Raw genomic sequence first — 19,652 nt, forward strand, 5'->3', positions numbered from 1 at the left:
TTACGCACCTTACGCCAAAACCATTTTGGGTATATGATTAAATCTTAACGCCCCAATCACAAACACGTCATTTTAATCGCCTGCACCAAACTACTGCTACTCGCCTTGCCCGTCCCCGCCAAATCCAATGCCGTCCCATGGTCAACAGATGTACGCAAATAGGGCAGTCCTAACGTAATATTTACCGTATCGCCAAAGCCGTGCGATTTGAGTGGAGCAAGCCCTTGGTCGTGGTACATTGCAATGACTACATCAGCATTTTGTAGATATTTATCGGTAAATAGCGTATCAGCAGGCAATGCCAGTGAGATGTCCATACCCTTATCTTTGAATGTTTGTAAGGTTGGATTGATGATGGTTTTTTCTTCCATGCCCAGATGTCCGTCTTCGCCTGCATGAGGGTTTAGTCCACATACTAGAATTTTTGGGGTTGTTATGCCAAAGGTGTGTTGTAGGGCATCATGTGTGATAGTAACAGTTTGGGTGATTGCATCGGCGGTAATGGCGTGCGGTACATCTTTTAGGGGGATATGGGTGGTAACAAGGGCGACTTTCATTTTGGCGTTGGCGAGCATCATGACTACTTTGTCAAGTTTGCACTTGTGCATAAAATATTCGGTATGCCCGCTAAATATGTCGCCATTATCAAGCCTAATCTTAGCATCTATCATCACCGATTTTTGAATGGGGGCAGTGATGATGGCTGAAACTTTATTTTGTATTGCTAATGTATGTGCAATATTCAGTTGGTTTTCTACCATATGAGCATTGTTCACATTGAGTTTTCCAGCAATTACTTTATCTTTGCATGGTATATTTAAAAGACATATATTTTGCCCTTGATATTGTGAAAAATCATCAATGATGGCAAATGGTGGTATTTGTGCAATCGCACCTTTTTGATACAACATTTCACAACGTTCGCCAAACACTTTGCCATCTGCACACACCACCATGGGTGTGTTAAAAATTTGTTTGGACAACACATCAATGACAATATCCATGCCAATGCCAGCAGGTTCGCCTGTGGTAATAAGTTTTGGTTTCATAAGGTGTGATTTGGGTTGCTAAAATTAGGGGTATTGTAATCTGTGATTGATATTTTAAAAAGTAAAATTTTGATGATTTATGTTAAAATGATAAGCCCTAAATTTAAAATCCTGCCATGACTGACGAAATCGCCCAAAAAACCACAAACGATAAAGACAATCTACTAAGTTTACAGCCACCACACAATCTAGACATTGAGCGAGCATTGCTTGCGTCTTTGATGAGTGTGGACGAATCCTTTGAACAGGTAGAAACAATCATCACAACAGATGATTTTTATGGGGAACGCCACAAGCAGATTTTTGGAGCGGTTGCCCATCTGTCTCGCATCAAACAGCCCTATGATACACTTATGGTCTATGACTATCTCAACCAACAAAATTTGTTGTCATTGGTTGGTGGTGAAGAGTATCTTATGCAAATCAACCAAAGTCCTGCCACGCTCTTTAACCTCACCGCCTATGCCGAGCGTATCCGTGAATTGTCTGTTTATCGTCAGCTCATCAAGTCCGCCAATAATATGCTAAACATGGCATACCACCCCAAACAGCGTAGTGTGAGTGAGATTTTGGATATGGTGGAAGCTGATATTTTTCGTATCAATGAAAATTATCATAACGAAAATACACATCAAGGTGTTAGACGTGCTGATGAGATTTTGGCGACCGTTGCTGAACATTTAAATGCACTACAAAATCAATCTGATGGTTTGATTGGGGTGCGAACAGGTTTTGAGGAGCTTGACAACAAAACACAAGGACTACAAAAAGGTGATTTGATTATCCTTGCTGCTCGCCCATCTATGGGTAAAACAACCCTTGCCATGAACATTGCCGAAACAGTGTTGCATCAAGAGTTGCCTGTGGTGATGTTTTCTATGGAAATGTCAGCCGAAGCGGTGATGATGCGTATGGCTTCTGCTTTTGGGCAAATTCATCAAGGCAGTTTGCGTTCTGGGCACATGAACGAGTATGAATGGGATAGGTTTTTTCAGGCCAGTACCTTTTTTTCCAACGCCAACTTATATATAGATGCACGCAATAACCTACCCCCCAGCGAGGTACGTTCAACGTGCAGACGCATTGCCAAACAGCATGAGCATGGACTAGGCTTGATTGTGGTGGATTATTTGCAACTGATGAAAGTGCCCGGTATGGAGAATAACCGTGTTCTAGAAATCAGTGAAATTAGCCGAAGTTTAAAGGCGTTGGCTCGTGAGATGAATTGTCCTGTCATTGCATTGTCCCAGCTTAGCCGTAAAGTGGATGACCGTCCAAACAGAAGACCCATCATGTCAGATTTGCGTGATTCTGGGGCAATTGAACAAGATGCGGACGTAATCATCTTTATCTATCGTGAAGATGCTTACAAAGATAAAGATGATGGCTCTGGCAAAAGCAAAAAAGGTGGCGGTGATAACAAACTCAAAGGACTTGCCGAAATCATCATCGGTAAAAACCGTAACGGTGCAACGGGTAAATTTTTACTTAAATTCATCGGTGAATACACCAAATTTGACAACATGGACGGCACACCCACACCTGAAGGCTTTGATGTTGAGGAATGATGGGAGTGGAGTTCCTATCCTCCTTATAGCACTCCACGATTGTGCAAAGCTTGTTGCAAGGTCAAACTATCCACATAGCCAAGTTCACCACCCATTGGCATACCTTGTGCCAAACGGGTGATTTTGGCGATGTGGGTACTAAGTGCATTATGAATAAAAAAGGCAGTTGTCTGCCCCTCAATGGTTGCTCCTGTGGCAATGATAAGCTCATTGATGACTTTGCTTTTGGCAAGAGCGACAAGCTCATCTATGTGTAAATCGTCCGCTCCGATTCCATCAATGGGTGATAGGTGTCCGCCTAGCACAAAATATTTGCCACGATATGCTCCACTTTGTTCAATGGCAACCACATCAGAGGCTTGCTCCACCACGCACAGCAGTCCATCATCACGGCGAATGTCATTACAAATACCACACACCTCATCATCGCTGAACGAATGACAAAGGGTGCATTCTTTGATTTCACTCATTGCCACTAGCAGGCTTTGTGCCAATGCCAGTCCTGCCGAGCGATTTTTGGATAGTAAATGCAAAGCCATCCGCTGAGCCGATTTTTGCCCAACGGATGGTAAGATTTGCAAATCTTTGACGAGTTGGTCAAATTTTGGACTAAGCATTAACCAAACAAGCCCTGCATGCCTTTGGGAATGCCGATGCCTGTGGTTGCACCTGCCATGACCTCTTCGTGGAGAGCATCTGCTTGACGAACAGCGTCATTGACGGCTGCCGCTACCAAATCTTCAATCATCTCGGGGTCATCACTCATGAGGCTTGGGTCAATAGAGAGACGTTTGATGACATGACGACCAGTCATGGTTACTTTAACAAGACCATTGCCTGCCTCGCCATGCACTTCTTTGTTTGCCAATGATTTTTTGGCAGATTCAACATTTTGCTCAACTTGCTTTTGCATGGCTTGGGCTTGTTGCATTAGGGCTTGAATATTCATACAATTTTCCTATTGTTAAAATGTGGGTTTAATTATAACAAAATTTTTATTGCCCTGCGTGGATTTTTTGTTACTTAGAGGGTGTTTTGCTATTTATAGGATTTTTAGCTCTTGGGGGTTAAACAGTTTTTCCAATTCATTAAATACCACATCATAAGGGCATAGTCTAAATCGGTCATTGACAGCAATTTTATTGACACTACACTCATCATATAAGTATAAATGTACAGGCAAACAACCATCACTGATAATCTCATCAATCTCGTTACCATGTGCATCCGTTTGTGTTTCGCTGATGCACAAATCGGCACTGGGCGGATAATGCTCTTTTAAAAGTCCAAGCAATTTTTCTAGCCGTTCACTGTCATGGCTAGGTAGTTTGATGTATATGCCATCTAGGTGTTTTAGGCGGGTGTGTAGTAGTGTGTCCACCCCTTGTAAGCGGGCGTAGATTCGGGTTTTATCCTCACTTTCGGAAAGGTTAAGCCGTGCCAACAAAATTGCCCCGTTCAAGTTTTTGATGTTTTCCCAGTCTGTTTTATCAACCTTGCCCAAACTTTGGACATTTAGGCGTTTGGGGTTAAAGTTTTTATCCACTTTGGCGATGGGGGCGTATTTATCAATCAAAGACTCATCTAGGCTAATGTTGGGTTCTAATAACTCTTTGAAATGCTGGTATTTGTCAGTATAACAACTTACTTCCATACGTCCCAAGCCATCATCAAGTGTAACAACAATGCGATTGCCAAAGTTGGCAACATCAACGACAAGCCCAGCTACTTTTGCTATTTTGCCTGTAACATCAAGTTCAGCAAGGTTCATGTTGGTATATCGCTCAAATTCTTGGCGGTATTTATCCAAAGGATGTCCTGTCAGATATAGCCCTAGTGTGTCTTGTTCGCCACGCAGGCGAGTTTGTTCGCCCCAGATGATGTTTTTCAGGGGTGGGGCGACTGACAAACCATCATCAACCTCAGCAAATAAATCAAACGTCCCTGCCTCAACATTTTGGCGGTTTTGGTGGGCAACCTCCATGGCGGTGGGAAGCTGTTCCCACAGTCCGCCACGAATGTGGTAACTTTGGTTTTTGCCATCCATATTGGTAAAATGGGGGGCAAGTTTTTGGGCGAAATCATCAAAGCACCCTGCACAGATTAGAGCTTCTAAGGCACGTTTGCCAACTTTTTTGGTATCAACACGATTGCAAAAATCGTACAAATCCAAAAATTCGCCTTCTTGACGTGCTTGTATGATACTAGCAACAGCATCTTCGCCCACACCTTTGACCGCTCCAAGCCCTGAAATGATGGTGCGGTGAGTGGGGTCTTTTGGGTCGGTAACAAATTCCCATTGGCTGTGATTGACGGAGGGAGGTAATACCGTGATGCCAAAATTTTCTTTGCAATCGCCCAATAAAAACACCACCGTGTCTGTATCTCGCATTTCCGATGAGAGTACCGCTGACATAAATTCGGCAGGATAATAGTGTTTTAAATAGGCAGTTTGGTAGGCAAGCACCCCATAGGCGGCGGAGTGGGATTTGTTAAAGCCATAACCTGCAAATTTTTCTACCAAATCAAAAATCTGCCCAGCCAGCTCCCCAGAAATGCCAAGCCCTGTCGCACCATCTACAAACACACTTCGCTGTTTTGCCATTTCTTCGGGTTTTTTCTTACCCATGGCTCGTCTTAGCATATCAGCACCGCCTAGTGTGTAACCTGCAAGCACTTGGGCGATTTGCATGACTTGTTCTTGGTACACTATCACGCCATAGGTGGGTTCTAGGGCAGGTTTTAGCCAATCGTGTTGATAATCAGGGTCAGGGTAGGCAACTTCTTGAATGCCATGTTTTCTATCAATAAAATCCGACACCATGCCTGTCTCCAAAGGACCAGGGCGATATAAGGCACACATCGCAATCACGTCTTCAATGTTGGAGGGTTTAAGCTGTTTTAGGTATTTTTTCATGCCAGAGCTTTCAAGTTGGAATACAGCGGTGGTATTGCCTGTTTGTAGTACTGACTGATAAACGTCCATGTCATCTAGGGGTAACTCATCTAGGTCAATGGGAGCAAGGTTTTCTTTGGCACGGCGTGCATCGATGTTGTTGATGGCGGATTTGATGACGGTAAGGTTTCTAAGTCCCAAAAAGTCAAATTTGACAAGCCCAACCGCCTCCACATCGTCTTTATCATATTGGCTAACAAAATGCCCTTCGTCATCACAGTACACCGCACTAAAATCGCTGATTTGGTTTGGGGCAATGAGTACGCCCCCTGCGTGTTTGCCAACATTGCGAGTGATGCCTTCTAATTTGACTGCCATTTCCCAAAGTTCGTTGGCATCTTCGTAGTCGCCATTTTCAGGGTTATCTAGCATGTCCACAAGCTCACTGATTGCTTCTAATTTTTCATTGCCTTCTTTGCCGTTGCCATAGCGACAGGTGTGCAAATCATATTTGAGTTTGGGAATGAGTTTGGAGATTTTGTTGGCAAGACCCAAAGATTTGCCCTGTACACGAGCCACATCTCGTATCACCGCTTTTGCACCCATTGTACCAAAAGTGATGATTTGCGAAACTGCCATACGTCCATAAGTATCTGCCACATACTGTATCACACGGTCTCGCCCCTCAATACAAAAATCCACATCAAAGTCGGGCATACTGACTCGCTCTGGATTTAAAAACCGTTCAAACAGCAAATCGTACCGCAACGGATCAAGGTCTGTGATGTTTAGGCTATATGCCACCAAAGAACCTGCCCCAGAGCCACGCCCTGGTCCTACTGGGATACCATTTTCTTTTGCCCAACGAATAAAGTCCATGACGATGAGAAAATAACCAGGAAAGCCCATTTTTAAGATGATATTAACTTCAAATTCCAACCGTTCATCATAGGGTTTACGCACGTCTGCCCATGATTCATCTCTGTCTTGGGGGGGATAGAGTTTATCAAGTCGTCTGTTCAAGCCATCTTCGGCAGTTTTGCGAAAAAAGCTCTCTTCGGTCATGCCTTCTGGTATGGGGAAGGCAGGCAAGAAGTTTTTGCCAAGCGTGAGTGTTACGTTGCAACGAGATGCCAAAAGATTGGTGTTTTCAATCACTTGGGGCAAATCAGCAAACAACTCCATCATTTCGGCACTGGTACGAAAATACTGCTTGTCTGTATAAATCATGGGGCGGTTTTGGTCATCAAGCACCCAACCTGTAGCGATACAGACACGAGCTTCGTGTGTTTCAAAATCAGAGCTTGCGGTAGCTTCTTTGCCCACGATTTTTGGGGTTGGATTCATAAAACGTACGTCATTGTGGGCGATGATGGGTATGCCAGCTTTTGAGCCTTCAATGATGGCGTTTTTGTTATAATCATCATCTGATTTGTGCGTGCGTTTGATGGCAAGATACAGACGGTCGCCAAATATTGCTTGCCATTCTTTAAGTGTCTCACCCACTTTTTCGGCATACCTACTATATAGCATGGGGGCGGTGGGTGAGCGGTGGGTGAGTATGACAATCAGACCTTCGTGATGCTTAAATAAGTTGTCATAAGTAACAATGGGTGTCTCAATGCTGACTTTACCATTGTCGCCTTTTGGGCGGTCTGTGTAGCTGTCGGAGATGAGTTTTAATAGATTTTGGTAGCCTTTGTTGTTCATGGCATAGAGAATCACGCTAAAATTTTCGTATTCGGCGTTGTCATCTATGGCATGACCGACAGTAACTTCTGAGCCAAGCAAGGGTTTGATTCCTGCTTCTACGCAGGTCTTATAAAATTTGACAAGAGCAAAGGCGTTGTGTGGGTCAGCAATCCCCAAAGACGTTTGTCCGTCTGCTTTGGCTTGTTTGACCAGCTCTTTGATGCGTATGATAGAATCTACGATGGCGTATTCGGTGCGGACACCTAAATGCGTAAAAGTCATGATGTTGCTCTGAATTTTTTTGTCATTATAACATGGAAAAATAACATGGCAAAATCCCCCAAATCACGGTAAAATAGTTCATCCGTCCATCATTTTATTGTCATGTTTTATATCATTCAATCCAACGACACACGCCGACTTTTGGCACATCTGATTAGATTTTATAAAAACAAAGAACAAGTTTTTATGCCATTTCAGGTGATTGTGCCATCTATGGTGATTGGGGATTGGGTGCAAAAAGAAGTTGCCAAACAGACGGGTATTAGTACGCTATTTGTTGCTGAATTTTGGGGTAAATACCAATGGCAGATGATGAGCGATATTATTAAACTAGATGCAAAAGCCCACCCCAATGATGTTTTGAGTGTGCCAGAAGTGGCGGTGTTGTCTGGCTCTATCATGCGGTGGCGTTTGTTTGATTTTTTATCAAACAAAAGTCGTCATATCAACAAGATAGACAAAGATGATGTGTTGGCATTTTTGTTGTTGCCTCTGGTAGAAGAGGACGAACATGGCGCGCCCTTCATTGCTGAACATCGCTTGTGGCAGTTGTGCCAAGAGTTATCAAATGTCTATGTGCGTTATCTAACACACCGTCCAAAATGGTTACTTGATTGGGCATTAAACAAATCTTTACAAAACACTGTCAAAAAAATGATGGCGGACAAAGCCAAGTTTGATGAACAATTCATCGTGATACGTCCTGATGATTTTGGTGGTAGAGTACTGCACGATAGATGGCTTATGGATTGGACACTTGGCAAAATGTTGCACCGCACCATGAAACATATCCAATCACTTGCTTCTTGTACTTTTATGTTGGCAATGTTTGGCAATCATGATTATCAAAAACCCAAACAAACACCCCCCGAACCCATGCCAGATTGGTTACAAGAGCATTATTTGAGTTTAGAAAAAGCCTTACATTTTTTGTGGTGCGAGCTGTTTGGACAAACCTATCTGTATCGCCATAGTCTTGAAAAGCGGTTTTGGCAAATTTTACAAGGCAATCGGGGCAAAGAGTTGGCGTTGTCGGCTCGTGCCAAACTAGAAACCTTGTATCTATTTACCGTCCAACAAATCCCCCAAGTAGAACTGGATTTTTTAAAACGTTTATCCCAATACAGCGACATACATCTGCTTCATTTTAATCCGTCCAAGATGTTTTGGGCGGATATTGTGGATAAATATTGGCTTGAACACCAACGCATCATCAACCGTGAACATGTCCACCTAAAAGATTATGGGCATACACTATTATCAAGGCTTGGCAAAGAATCTCGTGAAACTTTTGCCATGCTGGTTGAGATGGCGGATATGGAAGATGATTTTGATGAACTGTTTGGTGAGTTACCAAATCAAACGCCAAACAAGCTCAGTTTGCTAAGCGGTATCAAACAAGATATTTTGGTACTGCAAGACAAAAATATGGCAAAGGATTTTACGCTATCATTAGCAAAAAATATGCTAACTCCCCTACCTTTTGATGATAGTTTATCTATTCATGCCTGCCACAGCCTAAAACGTCAGCTTGAACTGGCACGGCTATATATTGCCCAATATTTAAACACCCCAAAGTCTGACGGTAGTCGTCCCAACCTGTCTGATGTGGTGATACTGTTGCCTGATGTGGCAAAAAACGAAGACGTGATTCGGGCGGTGTTTCCTGATGGACGTGGCATGGATGGGCTAAGTCTACCCATCAAAATCACAGGCGTACCTGATAAAAAGATTAGTGATTTGGTTAATGCCATATTGGGCTTTTATGAACTGCTTGGCAAACCGACCAGTCGGTTTTATGCTCAAGACGTTTACGAATGGTTGTTGACACCTCCACTATATGAGTCGTTTGGGCTTAGTTTTGAAGAGATGAAACGGGGTTGTGAGCTTTTGACGCAGGCGGGGTTTAAACGGGGTTTTGATGAGCGACATTTGGCAAAAACCTTGGACGAGGCAGACAATGATTATCGTTATACATTTAGCTATGCCTTAGACCGTGTGGTTTTGGGTTTGATTTCTCCAAACATCATGGGTACGCCACAGGCTTATGACACATTACACCCCTTTGCGTGGCAAGAAAACGCCTTTGCTGAAAAAGTGTTGCCATTGGTGGGTGTACAGTTGTCTGATGAACCCATCATCACTGCTTTGACCGCCATTCATCAAGGGTTGGATACCCATCGTGATGATTATACCAAAGTAGATGTGGTGGAGCATATTTTGGACAGTTTTGAAAAAGACATCATTGACCGCTATTTTGACAAATTGAAAAAAACAGTAGAAATGCGGGCGATTTTTAATACCAAAAACACCATAAAAGCAAGCCTAAGGGCAAATGCCAATTATGACAATTACCAAAACAATGACAAAGGATATAAAAAAAGCGACATTGCTCTAAGTTGTCAGTTTGTATTACAAAGTTTGGCAGAAACCACAATCGCCCAAGCGGTAAGTGCTGAACCATCATCGGTGATTACGGTGGCAAGATTTGGGGCGGTTAGGAGCATTCCTTTTGGACTGACTGTGATGTTGGACATGAATCTGTCATCTTTTCCTCGACAAGATAAATCGGTTCGGCTTGATTTGATGAGAGCAGGGCTAAAATGGCGTGGCGACCGCTACAACGAAGATGATGATAATGGGGCGTTTTTGGACGCACTACTTTGTACGGATAAGGCAATGATTTTTTATAATGGGCTTAGCCCAGATGGTAAAAATACGCTATTGCCTGCGTCGCCTGTGAGTGAGCTTGTCAAATTTCTCACCGAAGAAGCCAAGTGGGAAGGGGAGGTGGACGACAATGATGGCATGGACATGAACAAAATCAGTCGTGCCATGTCGTCTTTGGTGAAAGATTATTTAATCACATGGCATTGTGCTACACCTTTTGATGAACAAAATTTTTATGTCAATCAAGGCACCGATGATGATTCTTATGGGGTGTTAGAGCCATTAAAACGCCATATTGAACACTTAAAACATGAACGGCAATGTTATCTACCTCCTGCACCATTGTGGCAAAGTGTGTGGGAGACATTGTGTACGCCAACAGTGATTGAAAATAAGGTGGCATTATTAGATGCACAAACATTGGCGTATTGGGCTGGCGTTTTTCGCCAAACGTGGACATTGATGGCACTGTATCAAGCACAGCCAAACCATGATAACGCACAAGCATTATACAATCACATTTGCACGACTGGCAAGCCACATGATGATAGATTGTCAAACATCATACGCAGTTTAAAAGACATGATTGGGGCGTTTTTAGAGCCAAAAATTGGTTTGCCAAGTACCCAATATGATACAGAGCTTGATGAACCTTTATCATTGGATAGTTTGGGTAAATATCAAGTAAATGAGATGTTTTTAGAGGCGGTGGCGGCTGGGGCATTTGACGAAGAGCAATGCAATGACGATGTGATGACAAACAAGACGCTACAACCTTTGTATTATGACAGTCTGTTGCCTGCTGGCGTGGTTCGGCAACAAATGCCTCATGACATCAAAGAGCATACGATGGAGCGTTTTAAGCAATTTTTTGAAGGATTGCAAAACGTCAATATCACATTACCTACGTTGGACACACGGCGATTGTCATTATGTATCACCAAGCTTCACGAACAAAAAGTGGCAATTGGCATAGATGGCATGGTATGGTATCATCTAACGGACAGGTTGCCCCATGATTCGCCTGTGTGGTTTTATGTTAGTCCTTCCAAGCCTAGACCCAAGCATTTACTTAATTTTTGGTTAAGACATTTGTTGTGGCAACTGACCGATGATGAAGTGCCTACGGGGACAAAAATCAGCATTTGGCAATTTGCGGGGGCTGATAGCACCCTAAAACAATACAAAGATAAAACCACGTTTTATTTGCCCGCCATTGCCAAAGCTGAAGCGGTGGCACATTTGACGAACTTCAAGCTATTTGCAACTCTTGCTCAGACCAAGCCCATCATCATGACGGTAGAAAATGCGTTGATTGGTCTATCTCGCCAAGAAGATAAATTTGACCCCAACAAGGCTTTTGGGGGCTGGCTAGATAGACTTGATGAGAATTGGCAATTTGTGCTAGGCAATGCTGACCCCATAGCCATGCTTCTTGCTCATCTGCCCATGACTGATGTGCTGTTTGAGCCGTTGCTTCGCCATCTAAAAGCCATTGATTAGGCATTTTTCCATTATTTTAAAATCATAAAAACATGACAACTTCACCAATCACCATGAACGAATCCATACCCGCCATCGCCTGTTCTTTGAATGGCGGTTATTTGATTGAAGCGTCCGCAGGTACAGGTAAAACTTGGACTTTGACGGGGATTTTATTGCGTTTGTTGGTTGAGAAAAAATACTCCCCAGAGCGTATCATTGCCACAACATTTACTCGGGATTCTGCCCAAGAGATTCAAGAAAGATTACAAAGTCGTTTGCAGGAATTTTATCAGTATTTACAATGGATTATTGCCCAGCGTGCGACTTATCCACGATGGTTTGAGGTAGGATTTGGACAACATATTGATGATGTGATGGATAAGCTTGTGCAGGTTGCCAAAGATTCTGGCGTGGCATCGTGTGATGACCCTATTCATGTTTATCTTGTCAAGCAGTTGCTTTGTGATAAAGATACGTCCGCAATGGATAGGGCGGTGCATCAACTGTCTCTTCTGCTTGCGACTTTGGATAGGTTGTTTGTGGGGACGCTTGACAGTCTTGCCCAAAAATTGCTCAAAGAATTTGCAGGCGAGATTAGTTATCATACCAAAACCACACTCATCAGCGATATGCAAAGTGAGCAACAACTAACATCTCTTATTCATGATGAATTACGCCGTGAACATCATCGTGTGATGACCAAGCCACGTTTGGCAAGGCTTGTCTCATCAGAACTATTTGATGATGTGGCATCAGCATTGCAGGTGGTACAGACGACTTTACAGTTTTATCAAGCAAGCATTGATGAAGTGGTAAGTATTGATGATGTATGGGTGGCGTTTGATGGGTTTATTGGTGAGATTTTGGCGACAGATTGGTCGGCGTTTTTGCCCTATTGTCAGCCAGATGGTGCTAAAAAATTTGGTTTGAATGGCAAAAAACCTTTGACAAAATTGTTTTATTGTTTGCCAAATATCATACAAAAAATCAGCCAAGACAGACAAGATTTTTACCACAATCTCACCACCGAAGAAAAAAAATGGCTTGGTGAATGCACAAGTGACAATTTTAATGATTTATTTAATAAAAATTTTGAAAAAGAAAAAGAGGTATTTTTACAATTACCCTTGCATTTACTCATCAAGCTCAATGAATGGATTGCAAAAATTAGTACATTGGGAGATATTTATGCACGTCAGTTGTATCGGCGTATTGCCTTAGATATTCGCCAAAATTTTAAAAAACAATTAGAAAGTGAACAACAAAGCACTTTTACGTTTCAGATGGTGCGGTTAAATGAAGCCTTAGCAAAAAGCGAATCATTGTGCCGTCATATTCGTCATTTATATCCTGTGGCATTGATTGATGAATCCCAAGATATTAACGGTTTGCAGGCGGATTTATTGCGTCATTTGTATCTTGATGCTATGTTAAAAGAACGTAATCAGCAAAAATCACCTAAAGGGTTTTTGTTATTGGTAGGTGACCCAAAGCAGGCAATTTATCATTTTCGGGGTGGTGATGTTTCCAATTATAATTTTATCAAAAATTATGGCAAAACTACCAATCAACCATCATTATTAGACCAATCACTAAGTTTGGTGGAAAATCGCCGTTCTCATCAAAATTTGATTGATTCGCTTAATGAATGGTTTTTAAATAATGACAAAACTTATCATGAAAACCCTGCTAATTTGGGTGTAGGTATTTATTATCAATATATTAAAGCAGCTGAGCCGAACTCTCATTTGTCATGGCACAAATCACACAATGATGATTATTTGGGTAATCATGCAGTGAGTGTTTTGCATGTGGATTATGCCAATAAAGACAACGCTATTGATTATGTTGTGTCGCATATTAACAATCTGCTACATCATCACAAAATTACTGATAAAAATAAAATTTCCAATCAAGTTGTAGATAGAGAAATTGTTCCAAGTGATATTGCGATATTGGCACGCACCAAAAGTACGCTTGCCATCATTAAACAGGCACTAAATCAACGAGGCATTCCTGCCATTTCCGCACAAAGTGTGAGTATTTTTAGCACCCAATCCGCCAAAGATATTCATGCGTTATTTACTGCCATGATAGATCCTACCGACCGACATATTGGGCGGTTATTAACATGTTCGCTTTTTGATATGAATCTACAAGAAGCATGGCAAATCATTGAATCTGGAAAACAAGATTATATTAATATCATTAATTATTTAAAAGAAGCCAAAAAAAATTGGTATCGGCATGGTGTGATGAGTGGTCTTTATTATGCGTTATTAAATAATCCATTAAAAAATATTGCCAATCAATATCCTAATTTGTGGCAACAATGTGCTAAACAAGGTGAGCGGTATTTGGCAGATTTATGGCAACTCATTGAGATTATCGGTGGTGAAAGTCGTTTGCAACATCATCACGAATTGCATTTGTTGGCGTGGTATGATGAAATGATGATGTATCCAGATGATAAAGAGAGATATGAAAGAAAACCTTTACCAAGTGAATCTGGGGTAAATCTTTTAACCATTCACAAATCCAAAGGTTTGCAATTTAATATTGTTTATGTATTTGAGCTTGATGATGCTTTGAAGGGTAAAAAAGACAAAAATAAAATTGAATTTTATCCATACAGTACCGATGATTTTGTACGATATATCTCTCCCAATAAGAGCAAACAAAGTGAATATATCAAAGAACAAATAGATGAATTAAGAAGATTGGGTTATGTTGCCCTAACACGAGCGTGCGAACAATTATTTGTGGTGGCAAGAGATGCTTATAATAAAACCGTTTTAGAAGAACGTCCATTATATCTATGGTTTGATAATACAGATAATGCAAAACTAAATCTGCCTGATAGGTTAAAAAATCATATAGATTGGATTGAGCTAAATGAATGTACGTGGGTTGATACGCCATATCATGCCATAAAAACACAAAGAACCAAAATAGATTATCAGTCATGGGAAGAGATATTTGCTGATTTTGACACTAAGAGCAAGCACAGTACCAGTGCATCTGGTTTGATGAGTCGTTTGGATAAATCTTGGTACGACCAAGAAGAACAAGAAACTGCATTATTGATGTTGGGTGATATGAATGCAAGTGCCATGACTTACGATATTCATGACATTCGCCGTGATTTTATGCGAGGTAAAGATGCTGGGACATTTTTGCATGAACTTTTGCAAAAAATTAATACCAATGATGAGAAGTATGTCAGTAATATCATTAATGAATGTGCGATGAAATCAGACTTATTTAAACAATATATGCTTTCTCGTACCAGTCATGATATGGTAGAAAATACACCATCTGCACATCAGCAATTAAAAGATTGGTTACAACTTATTATGAATACACCCATGTCATCGGGGGTATCATTATTAGAGTTGCAGTTGGCTAAAAAACCATCATTCATCAAAGAGATGAGTTTTTCTTTGGGGCTTTCAGAGTCATTTAATATTGATGGTTTAAATGATTTGTTGCAACAATACAAAGACAAATTTTATTTGATTGAAAGTGATGATAAAAAACAAATATATGATATTTTAAATGGTGTGATGGATTTGGTATATGAATATAATGGCAAATTTTATGTCGTGGATTATAAATCAAATTTTGTCGGTCAAGAGCTATGTTATTATGAAAAAAATACACTTAATGATACCATGTTGCAGTCTGGTTATTGGTTGCAAGCCTGTATTTATCAAGTAGCATTGCATCGTTTATTATCATTGCGTATTAAGGATTATGTGGGTAATGAACAATGCTATTTGGGCGAAGTAGAATTTATCTTTTTGCGAGGTGTGGATAAGCGTGATTTGTCATTGGGGAGAATTACTTGGCAACCACCCATGAGTTTGATTTTAGCATTGGATAAACTATTTGGATTAAATGATAAAGGGGTATGATATGGAAAAAGAATGGCGATTTTCTCATAGTGGTGGTATTCAAGATTATCTCATGAATCGTTTGCAACATAACCAATCTTGGTATGATGAAAAACAGTTATTGACTCACAGAACAGAATTATCCATATCATCTCAGGCGGTATTTGGATTGATTTATTTTGTGATTATGGAGCAGTTAAAACTGGGGCATACAGTTTTATCTTTATCCGATGATAAAATGATTCAGGGTGAATTGAATTTAACTGCGTGGCAATCTGCTTTGGTTATGCCTGTAATAACCATAATTCAAGAGTCTTTGAATCAACAGGTAAATTTTCAAGATTTGTTTTGTGACATAGATCAACAGCATGATTTTAAAAGTGTCAAAGCGTATATTGGTGATGTGCCAAAGCGTTTGGTGGATGTGTTTGAATTGGTCGTGCACCCACCTGTTTCTAATGCCCAAAAAGCATTATATCAACAGTTGATACAATGGGTTTTGTGGTTTTATTATGACAGTAGGTATAGACTTGAATGCTCATTTGAGCGTTGGGTTGATGAATTTTCACATCATGTGTTGTTTGGTGGGGTGGGAAGCGATAGACCGATTGTTTATCTCTATCAGGGTGGGAGGATACATTTTTGGTTGCACCGTAGCTTTTATGCCGAACAAAAATTATTGGCATATTTACACCAAATTAGTTGTGTGTCTGTGCCATCGTTGGTGATTGATGTTAATCCTAAGTTTAATAAAGAGCAATTGCACGCTGTTCATGTTATGTCCCATAGTGCCCTAAGTATTATCACAGGTGGACCAGGTACGGGCAAAACCTTTACAGTAGCATCAGTGGTCAAGGCACTTTTAATGACCGATAACCCAAATTTGGCACTGGTTGCACCAACAGGCAAAGCCGCTCAACGCATGAAAGAAGCCTTGGAAAATAGTCTAGGTGACAACGATGAATCCATCAAACACTTACCAGAGCCGATGACCATACATCGTTTGCTTGGGATTGGTAAATCTGGCATACCACGTCATCATGCCACAAACCCTTTACCCTATGAGCTTATCATTGTAGATGAAGCGTCCATGCTTGGTGTGGAACTTGCCATGTGGCTATTGTCAGCAGTGAAGTTGGGGGCAAGGTTGATTTTGCTTGGCGATGCTTATCAGTTGTCGGCAGTGGATGCTGGGGCGGTGCTGGCAGATTTGTGTCGTTTGCCTCAATTACAGAATGTGCGTGCTCAACTCATCTCATCTAAGCGATTTGATGATGGCTCTGGCGTGGGCAAATTGGCAAAACTCATTAATCAGCCAACACAAATAGCATGGAAGCAATTTGAGGGGTTGATTTGTCCAGAAAATCAGTTGGAATTTTTTGACATTTCTGCACATAATACCAAATGGTTTTATGATGGTCTAATCACGCCTTATAAAGCATATTTTGACTTAGCCAAACAGCTAAAACACTCATTTTATGCCATGAGTAAGTCAGAAAAAATCAAAGCAATAGCACAGCTTATGACGGTATTTAATCAATATCGTATTTTAACCGCTTCACATTTGTCGTCTTGTGGCGATGAAATGATTAATAAACATATTGCGTTAAATTACCAACAAAATTATCTCAATCATTATATGACGAATTATCATTGGTATCATGGTCGCCCTGTGATGATTTTGAAAAATCGTTATGACTTGGGATTGTATAATGGTGATATTGGCATTTGTTTGCAAAGTGGTCGCCATGATAACCAATTGCAAGTTTATTTTTATGATAATAACGAAATTAAGTCATTCAATATTAGTGTGCTTGGTGGTGATGTGGTTAGTACTGCTTATGCCATGACCATTCACAAATCGCAAGGTTCTGAATTTGATAAAGTCGCCATTTGTTTTGATAAAGCCAATGAAAGGTTATTATCCAAAGAGCTTATTTATACTGCGGTTACTCGTGCCAAAACATCTATTGAAATTTATAGTACGTCTCAAGCGATATTAGATGCTATCAATAAACCCACCATAAGACAAACAGGTCTTGAAATACTATTGGAATATTATCAAGACAGTTAAATGATTTACAAACTTTCCACAACAATCTATCTAGTATCGCAGAAAGTTTGGTGGTTGATTGGGTCAATGTTTATATCTCTAAACTGTCTTTTAGTTGGTTAAGTTGACCATGAAAAAAATGCGTGGCATTATTAACGATTTTTTGACGTAAATTAAACTCATAAACAAAATCATTCATGCTACTGGGTCTGACAAATTCATCTTTATCACCATAAATCACCAAAGTATCTTTTGGTAAAACTAAACCGCTAGGGTCATTTTTTTCAATTGATGGAGCGATGAGGGTTAATTTGTCAAGTGTGATATTAAGATTTTTGGTTGCTAATTCGTTAGCAACACGACAGGCAATAAATCCTCCAAATGAAAAACCAGCCAGCCATAATTTTTTTGCCTTGGTTTGATTAATTGCCCAGTTTAATATACACAAACTGTCTAAAAACTCGCCGTTACCATATTCAATATTTCCACTGGATTTGCCAACACCACGATAATTAAAACGCACAGTATTCATATTATTTTCTTTGCAAAAACGATATAAAGTGGTAACAACTTTATTATTCATATCACCCCCTGCTTTTGGGTTTGGGTGTAATATCAAAGATAGAGTGTCGCTGTCATTAAAATGAGCATCTACTTCCAACACGGCATTCTCATGAATGTGGCGAGCATCTATCAATAAAGTGGGTTTTAATGTTTTCATATTTGACCTTAATTAAGTTTTCTTAATAATTGATTTACCTGCTGGATTCTTTCTTGACGATTACCAAAAATTGAATAATAATCCAAGCCAAAATCAGATAAAAGTGTGATAAAATGCTCTCGCATTTTGTGCCGACCATGAGGCAAATCCCTCATGCCATCAGCTTGCCATGTTATGCCTTGCTCATCAGTTAATAGCACCAAATCGTACTGGCTATTTTTAACTAATTTTATAATATCATCAGGGCATTTTTTAAAATACCAAAAAGCGTAAGCCATGATTTCAAATATGCCAGTATCACAAAATAGATATTGATTGGCTTGTTTGGATAGTTGATTTTCTAGCGTTATTTGACCCATAGCAATCGGCAACAAATCATCATACTGACAGATATATCCAGTAGGTTTTTTTTCTAAATAAAGTCGCATATATTCTGAGACATAACTAGTATCAAAAGTATTTGCCAAATCTTTTGCCAAGGTGGATTTGCCTGTACATTCTGCACCTAGAATTAAAATCTTTTTAATATTAGTGGGTTGCTTGGTTGGTGTTATCATAGACATTTTGAATTTTTAACAATCTTTTCCAAGAAAAATAAGAAATAATAGCAATGATGGTAAATAAAGTATATTGGATAGAAGTAAATAACATTCCTTTATAAAAATACAAAGGAATGCTTATCGCATCAGCAATAATCCAAATAATCCAGTGCTCTATTTTTCTTTTTGCCATAAGCCACATTGCAACCAAAAAGAGGGCGGTGGTTAGCATATCTGTATAATCAGCTAGGGCGTAATTATAAAATCCTAATGTGATATTGTCAAAGGAAAAATTATTGTTAATGAATGGTTTGAAATAGTAAACAATACCCACAAAGATAAATGTCGCAATGACAATCCATGTGCCAATAAACCACTCTTTTTTTGTTGTGGTTTCAATAATGGCGACATCATGATTTTTATGTTTTGACCAGTTTACCCAACCATAAATACTCATGGCAGTATAATAAGCATTGATAAGCATATCACCAAATAATTGCCATTGCCAAAGCAAATAGACATATAATGTGGTACTAATCAGCCCAATCGGATAGGCCAAAATATTGCCACGTCCCACCAAAATGACGCTGACTACCCCGCAAAAAGTGGCGATGAATTCCAAGGTCATGAGCAGGGGCGTGTAAGTTTCATATTGGGAGAACAATTGTACTATAAAATCCATGACTTTTTCCAAACAAATCACCAAAGTCGCCATAGTGTAGCATGAATTTACCAAAAATCGGTGCTTTTTTGGGTTTTGTATTGTTAATATCTCTGTTATAATGGCTACCCCCTGATTTT

Annotated in this window: 11 protein-coding genes; 4 read left to right on the top strand and 7 right to left on the bottom strand. The window is 40.3% G+C overall.

The annotated features are described in order from the left end of the window. Positions 1-56 precede the first annotated feature (56 nt). Positions 57-1,049, bottom strand: a complete 993-nt coding sequence (gene pdxA / locus MOB01S_RS00180) for a 4-hydroxythreonine-4-phosphate dehydrogenase PdxA (protein WP_066799831.1) — start codon at positions 1,047-1,049, stop codon at positions 57-59. A 116-nt stretch (positions 1,050-1,165) separates the two neighbouring features. On the opposite strand from pdxA, the gene dnaB reads away from it, so the two are divergent. Further along, positions 1,166-2,617, top strand: coding sequence for a replicative DNA helicase (gene dnaB, locus MOB01S_RS00185; RefSeq protein ID WP_066799834.1), 1,452 nt, complete (start codon positions 1,166-1,168; stop codon positions 2,615-2,617). Positions 2,618-2,640: 23 nt separating this feature from the next. On the opposite strand, the gene recR is transcribed toward dnaB, so the two are convergent. From recR to dnaE, 3 genes are all read right to left on the bottom strand, one after another. Then, positions 2,641-3,234: a recombination mediator RecR gene (recR, locus tag MOB01S_RS00190; protein WP_066799845.1), complete on the bottom strand. Its 594-nt coding sequence runs from the start codon at positions 3,232-3,234 to the stop codon at positions 2,641-2,643. Further along, positions 3,234-3,566 (bottom strand): YbaB/EbfC family nucleoid-associated protein, encoded by a 333-nt coding sequence (locus MOB01S_RS00195; protein ID WP_066799849.1) that lies wholly within the window; start codon positions 3,564-3,566, stop codon positions 3,234-3,236. The genes recR and MOB01S_RS00195 overlap by 1 nt, the downstream gene beginning before the upstream one ends. Before the next feature lie 93 nt (positions 3,567-3,659). After that, entirely contained in the window at positions 3,660-7,487 is a 3,828-nt protein-coding gene (dnaE, locus tag MOB01S_RS00200; RefSeq protein WP_066799852.1) for a DNA polymerase III subunit alpha, read from the bottom strand. 102 nt (positions 7,488-7,589) lie between these two features. On the opposite strand from dnaE, the gene MOB01S_RS00205 reads away from it, so the two are divergent. The 3 genes from MOB01S_RS00205 to recD are packed head-to-tail and all read left to right on the top strand — an operon-like array spanning position 7,590 to position 17,612. Continuing rightward, on the top strand, positions 7,590-11,660 hold the full coding sequence (locus MOB01S_RS00205) for an exodeoxyribonuclease V subunit gamma (RefSeq protein ID WP_066799854.1): 4,071 nt from the start codon (positions 7,590-7,592) through the stop codon (positions 11,658-11,660). A gap of 32 nt (positions 11,661-11,692) precedes the next feature. Then, a complete protein-coding gene (locus tag MOB01S_RS00210) occupies positions 11,693-15,559 on the top strand; it encodes a UvrD-helicase domain-containing protein (protein ID WP_066799855.1) in 3,867 nt (1,288 codons plus the stop codon). Between the two features lies 1 nt (position 15,560). After that, complete coding sequence (recD, locus tag MOB01S_RS00215; RefSeq protein ID WP_066799857.1) at positions 15,561-17,612, top strand: exodeoxyribonuclease V subunit alpha; 2,052 nt, start codon at positions 15,561-15,563, stop codon at positions 17,610-17,612. A 70-nt stretch (positions 17,613-17,682) separates the two neighbouring features. Here recD and MOB01S_RS00220 read toward each other — a convergent pair whose 3' ends face one another. Genes MOB01S_RS00220 through pnuC form a run of 3 tightly spaced genes read right to left on the bottom strand, consistent with a single transcriptional unit; the run spans position 17,683 to position 19,533 of the window. Beyond that, positions 17,683-18,312 carry an alpha/beta hydrolase gene (locus tag MOB01S_RS00220; protein ID WP_066799859.1) on the bottom strand — a complete coding sequence of 210 codons (630 nt, stop codon included), beginning with the start codon at positions 18,310-18,312 and terminating at the stop codon, positions 17,683-17,685. Positions 18,313-18,320: 8 nt separating this feature from the next. Further along, positions 18,321-18,869, bottom strand: coding sequence for an AAA family ATPase (locus MOB01S_RS00225; RefSeq protein ID WP_066799862.1), 549 nt, complete (start codon positions 18,867-18,869; stop codon positions 18,321-18,323). Next, complete coding sequence (pnuC, locus tag MOB01S_RS00230; protein WP_066799917.1) at positions 18,841-19,533, bottom strand: nicotinamide riboside transporter PnuC; 693 nt, start codon at positions 19,531-19,533, stop codon at positions 18,841-18,843. Before pnuC ends, MOB01S_RS00225 begins: the two co-directional genes overlap by 29 nt. Positions 19,534-19,652 lie beyond the last annotated feature (119 nt).

This window comes from Moraxella oblonga NBRC 102422 (genome assembly GCF_001598275.1).
In the GTDB taxonomy this organism is placed as follows: domain Bacteria; phylum Pseudomonadota; class Gammaproteobacteria; order Pseudomonadales; family Moraxellaceae; genus Moraxella; species Moraxella oblonga.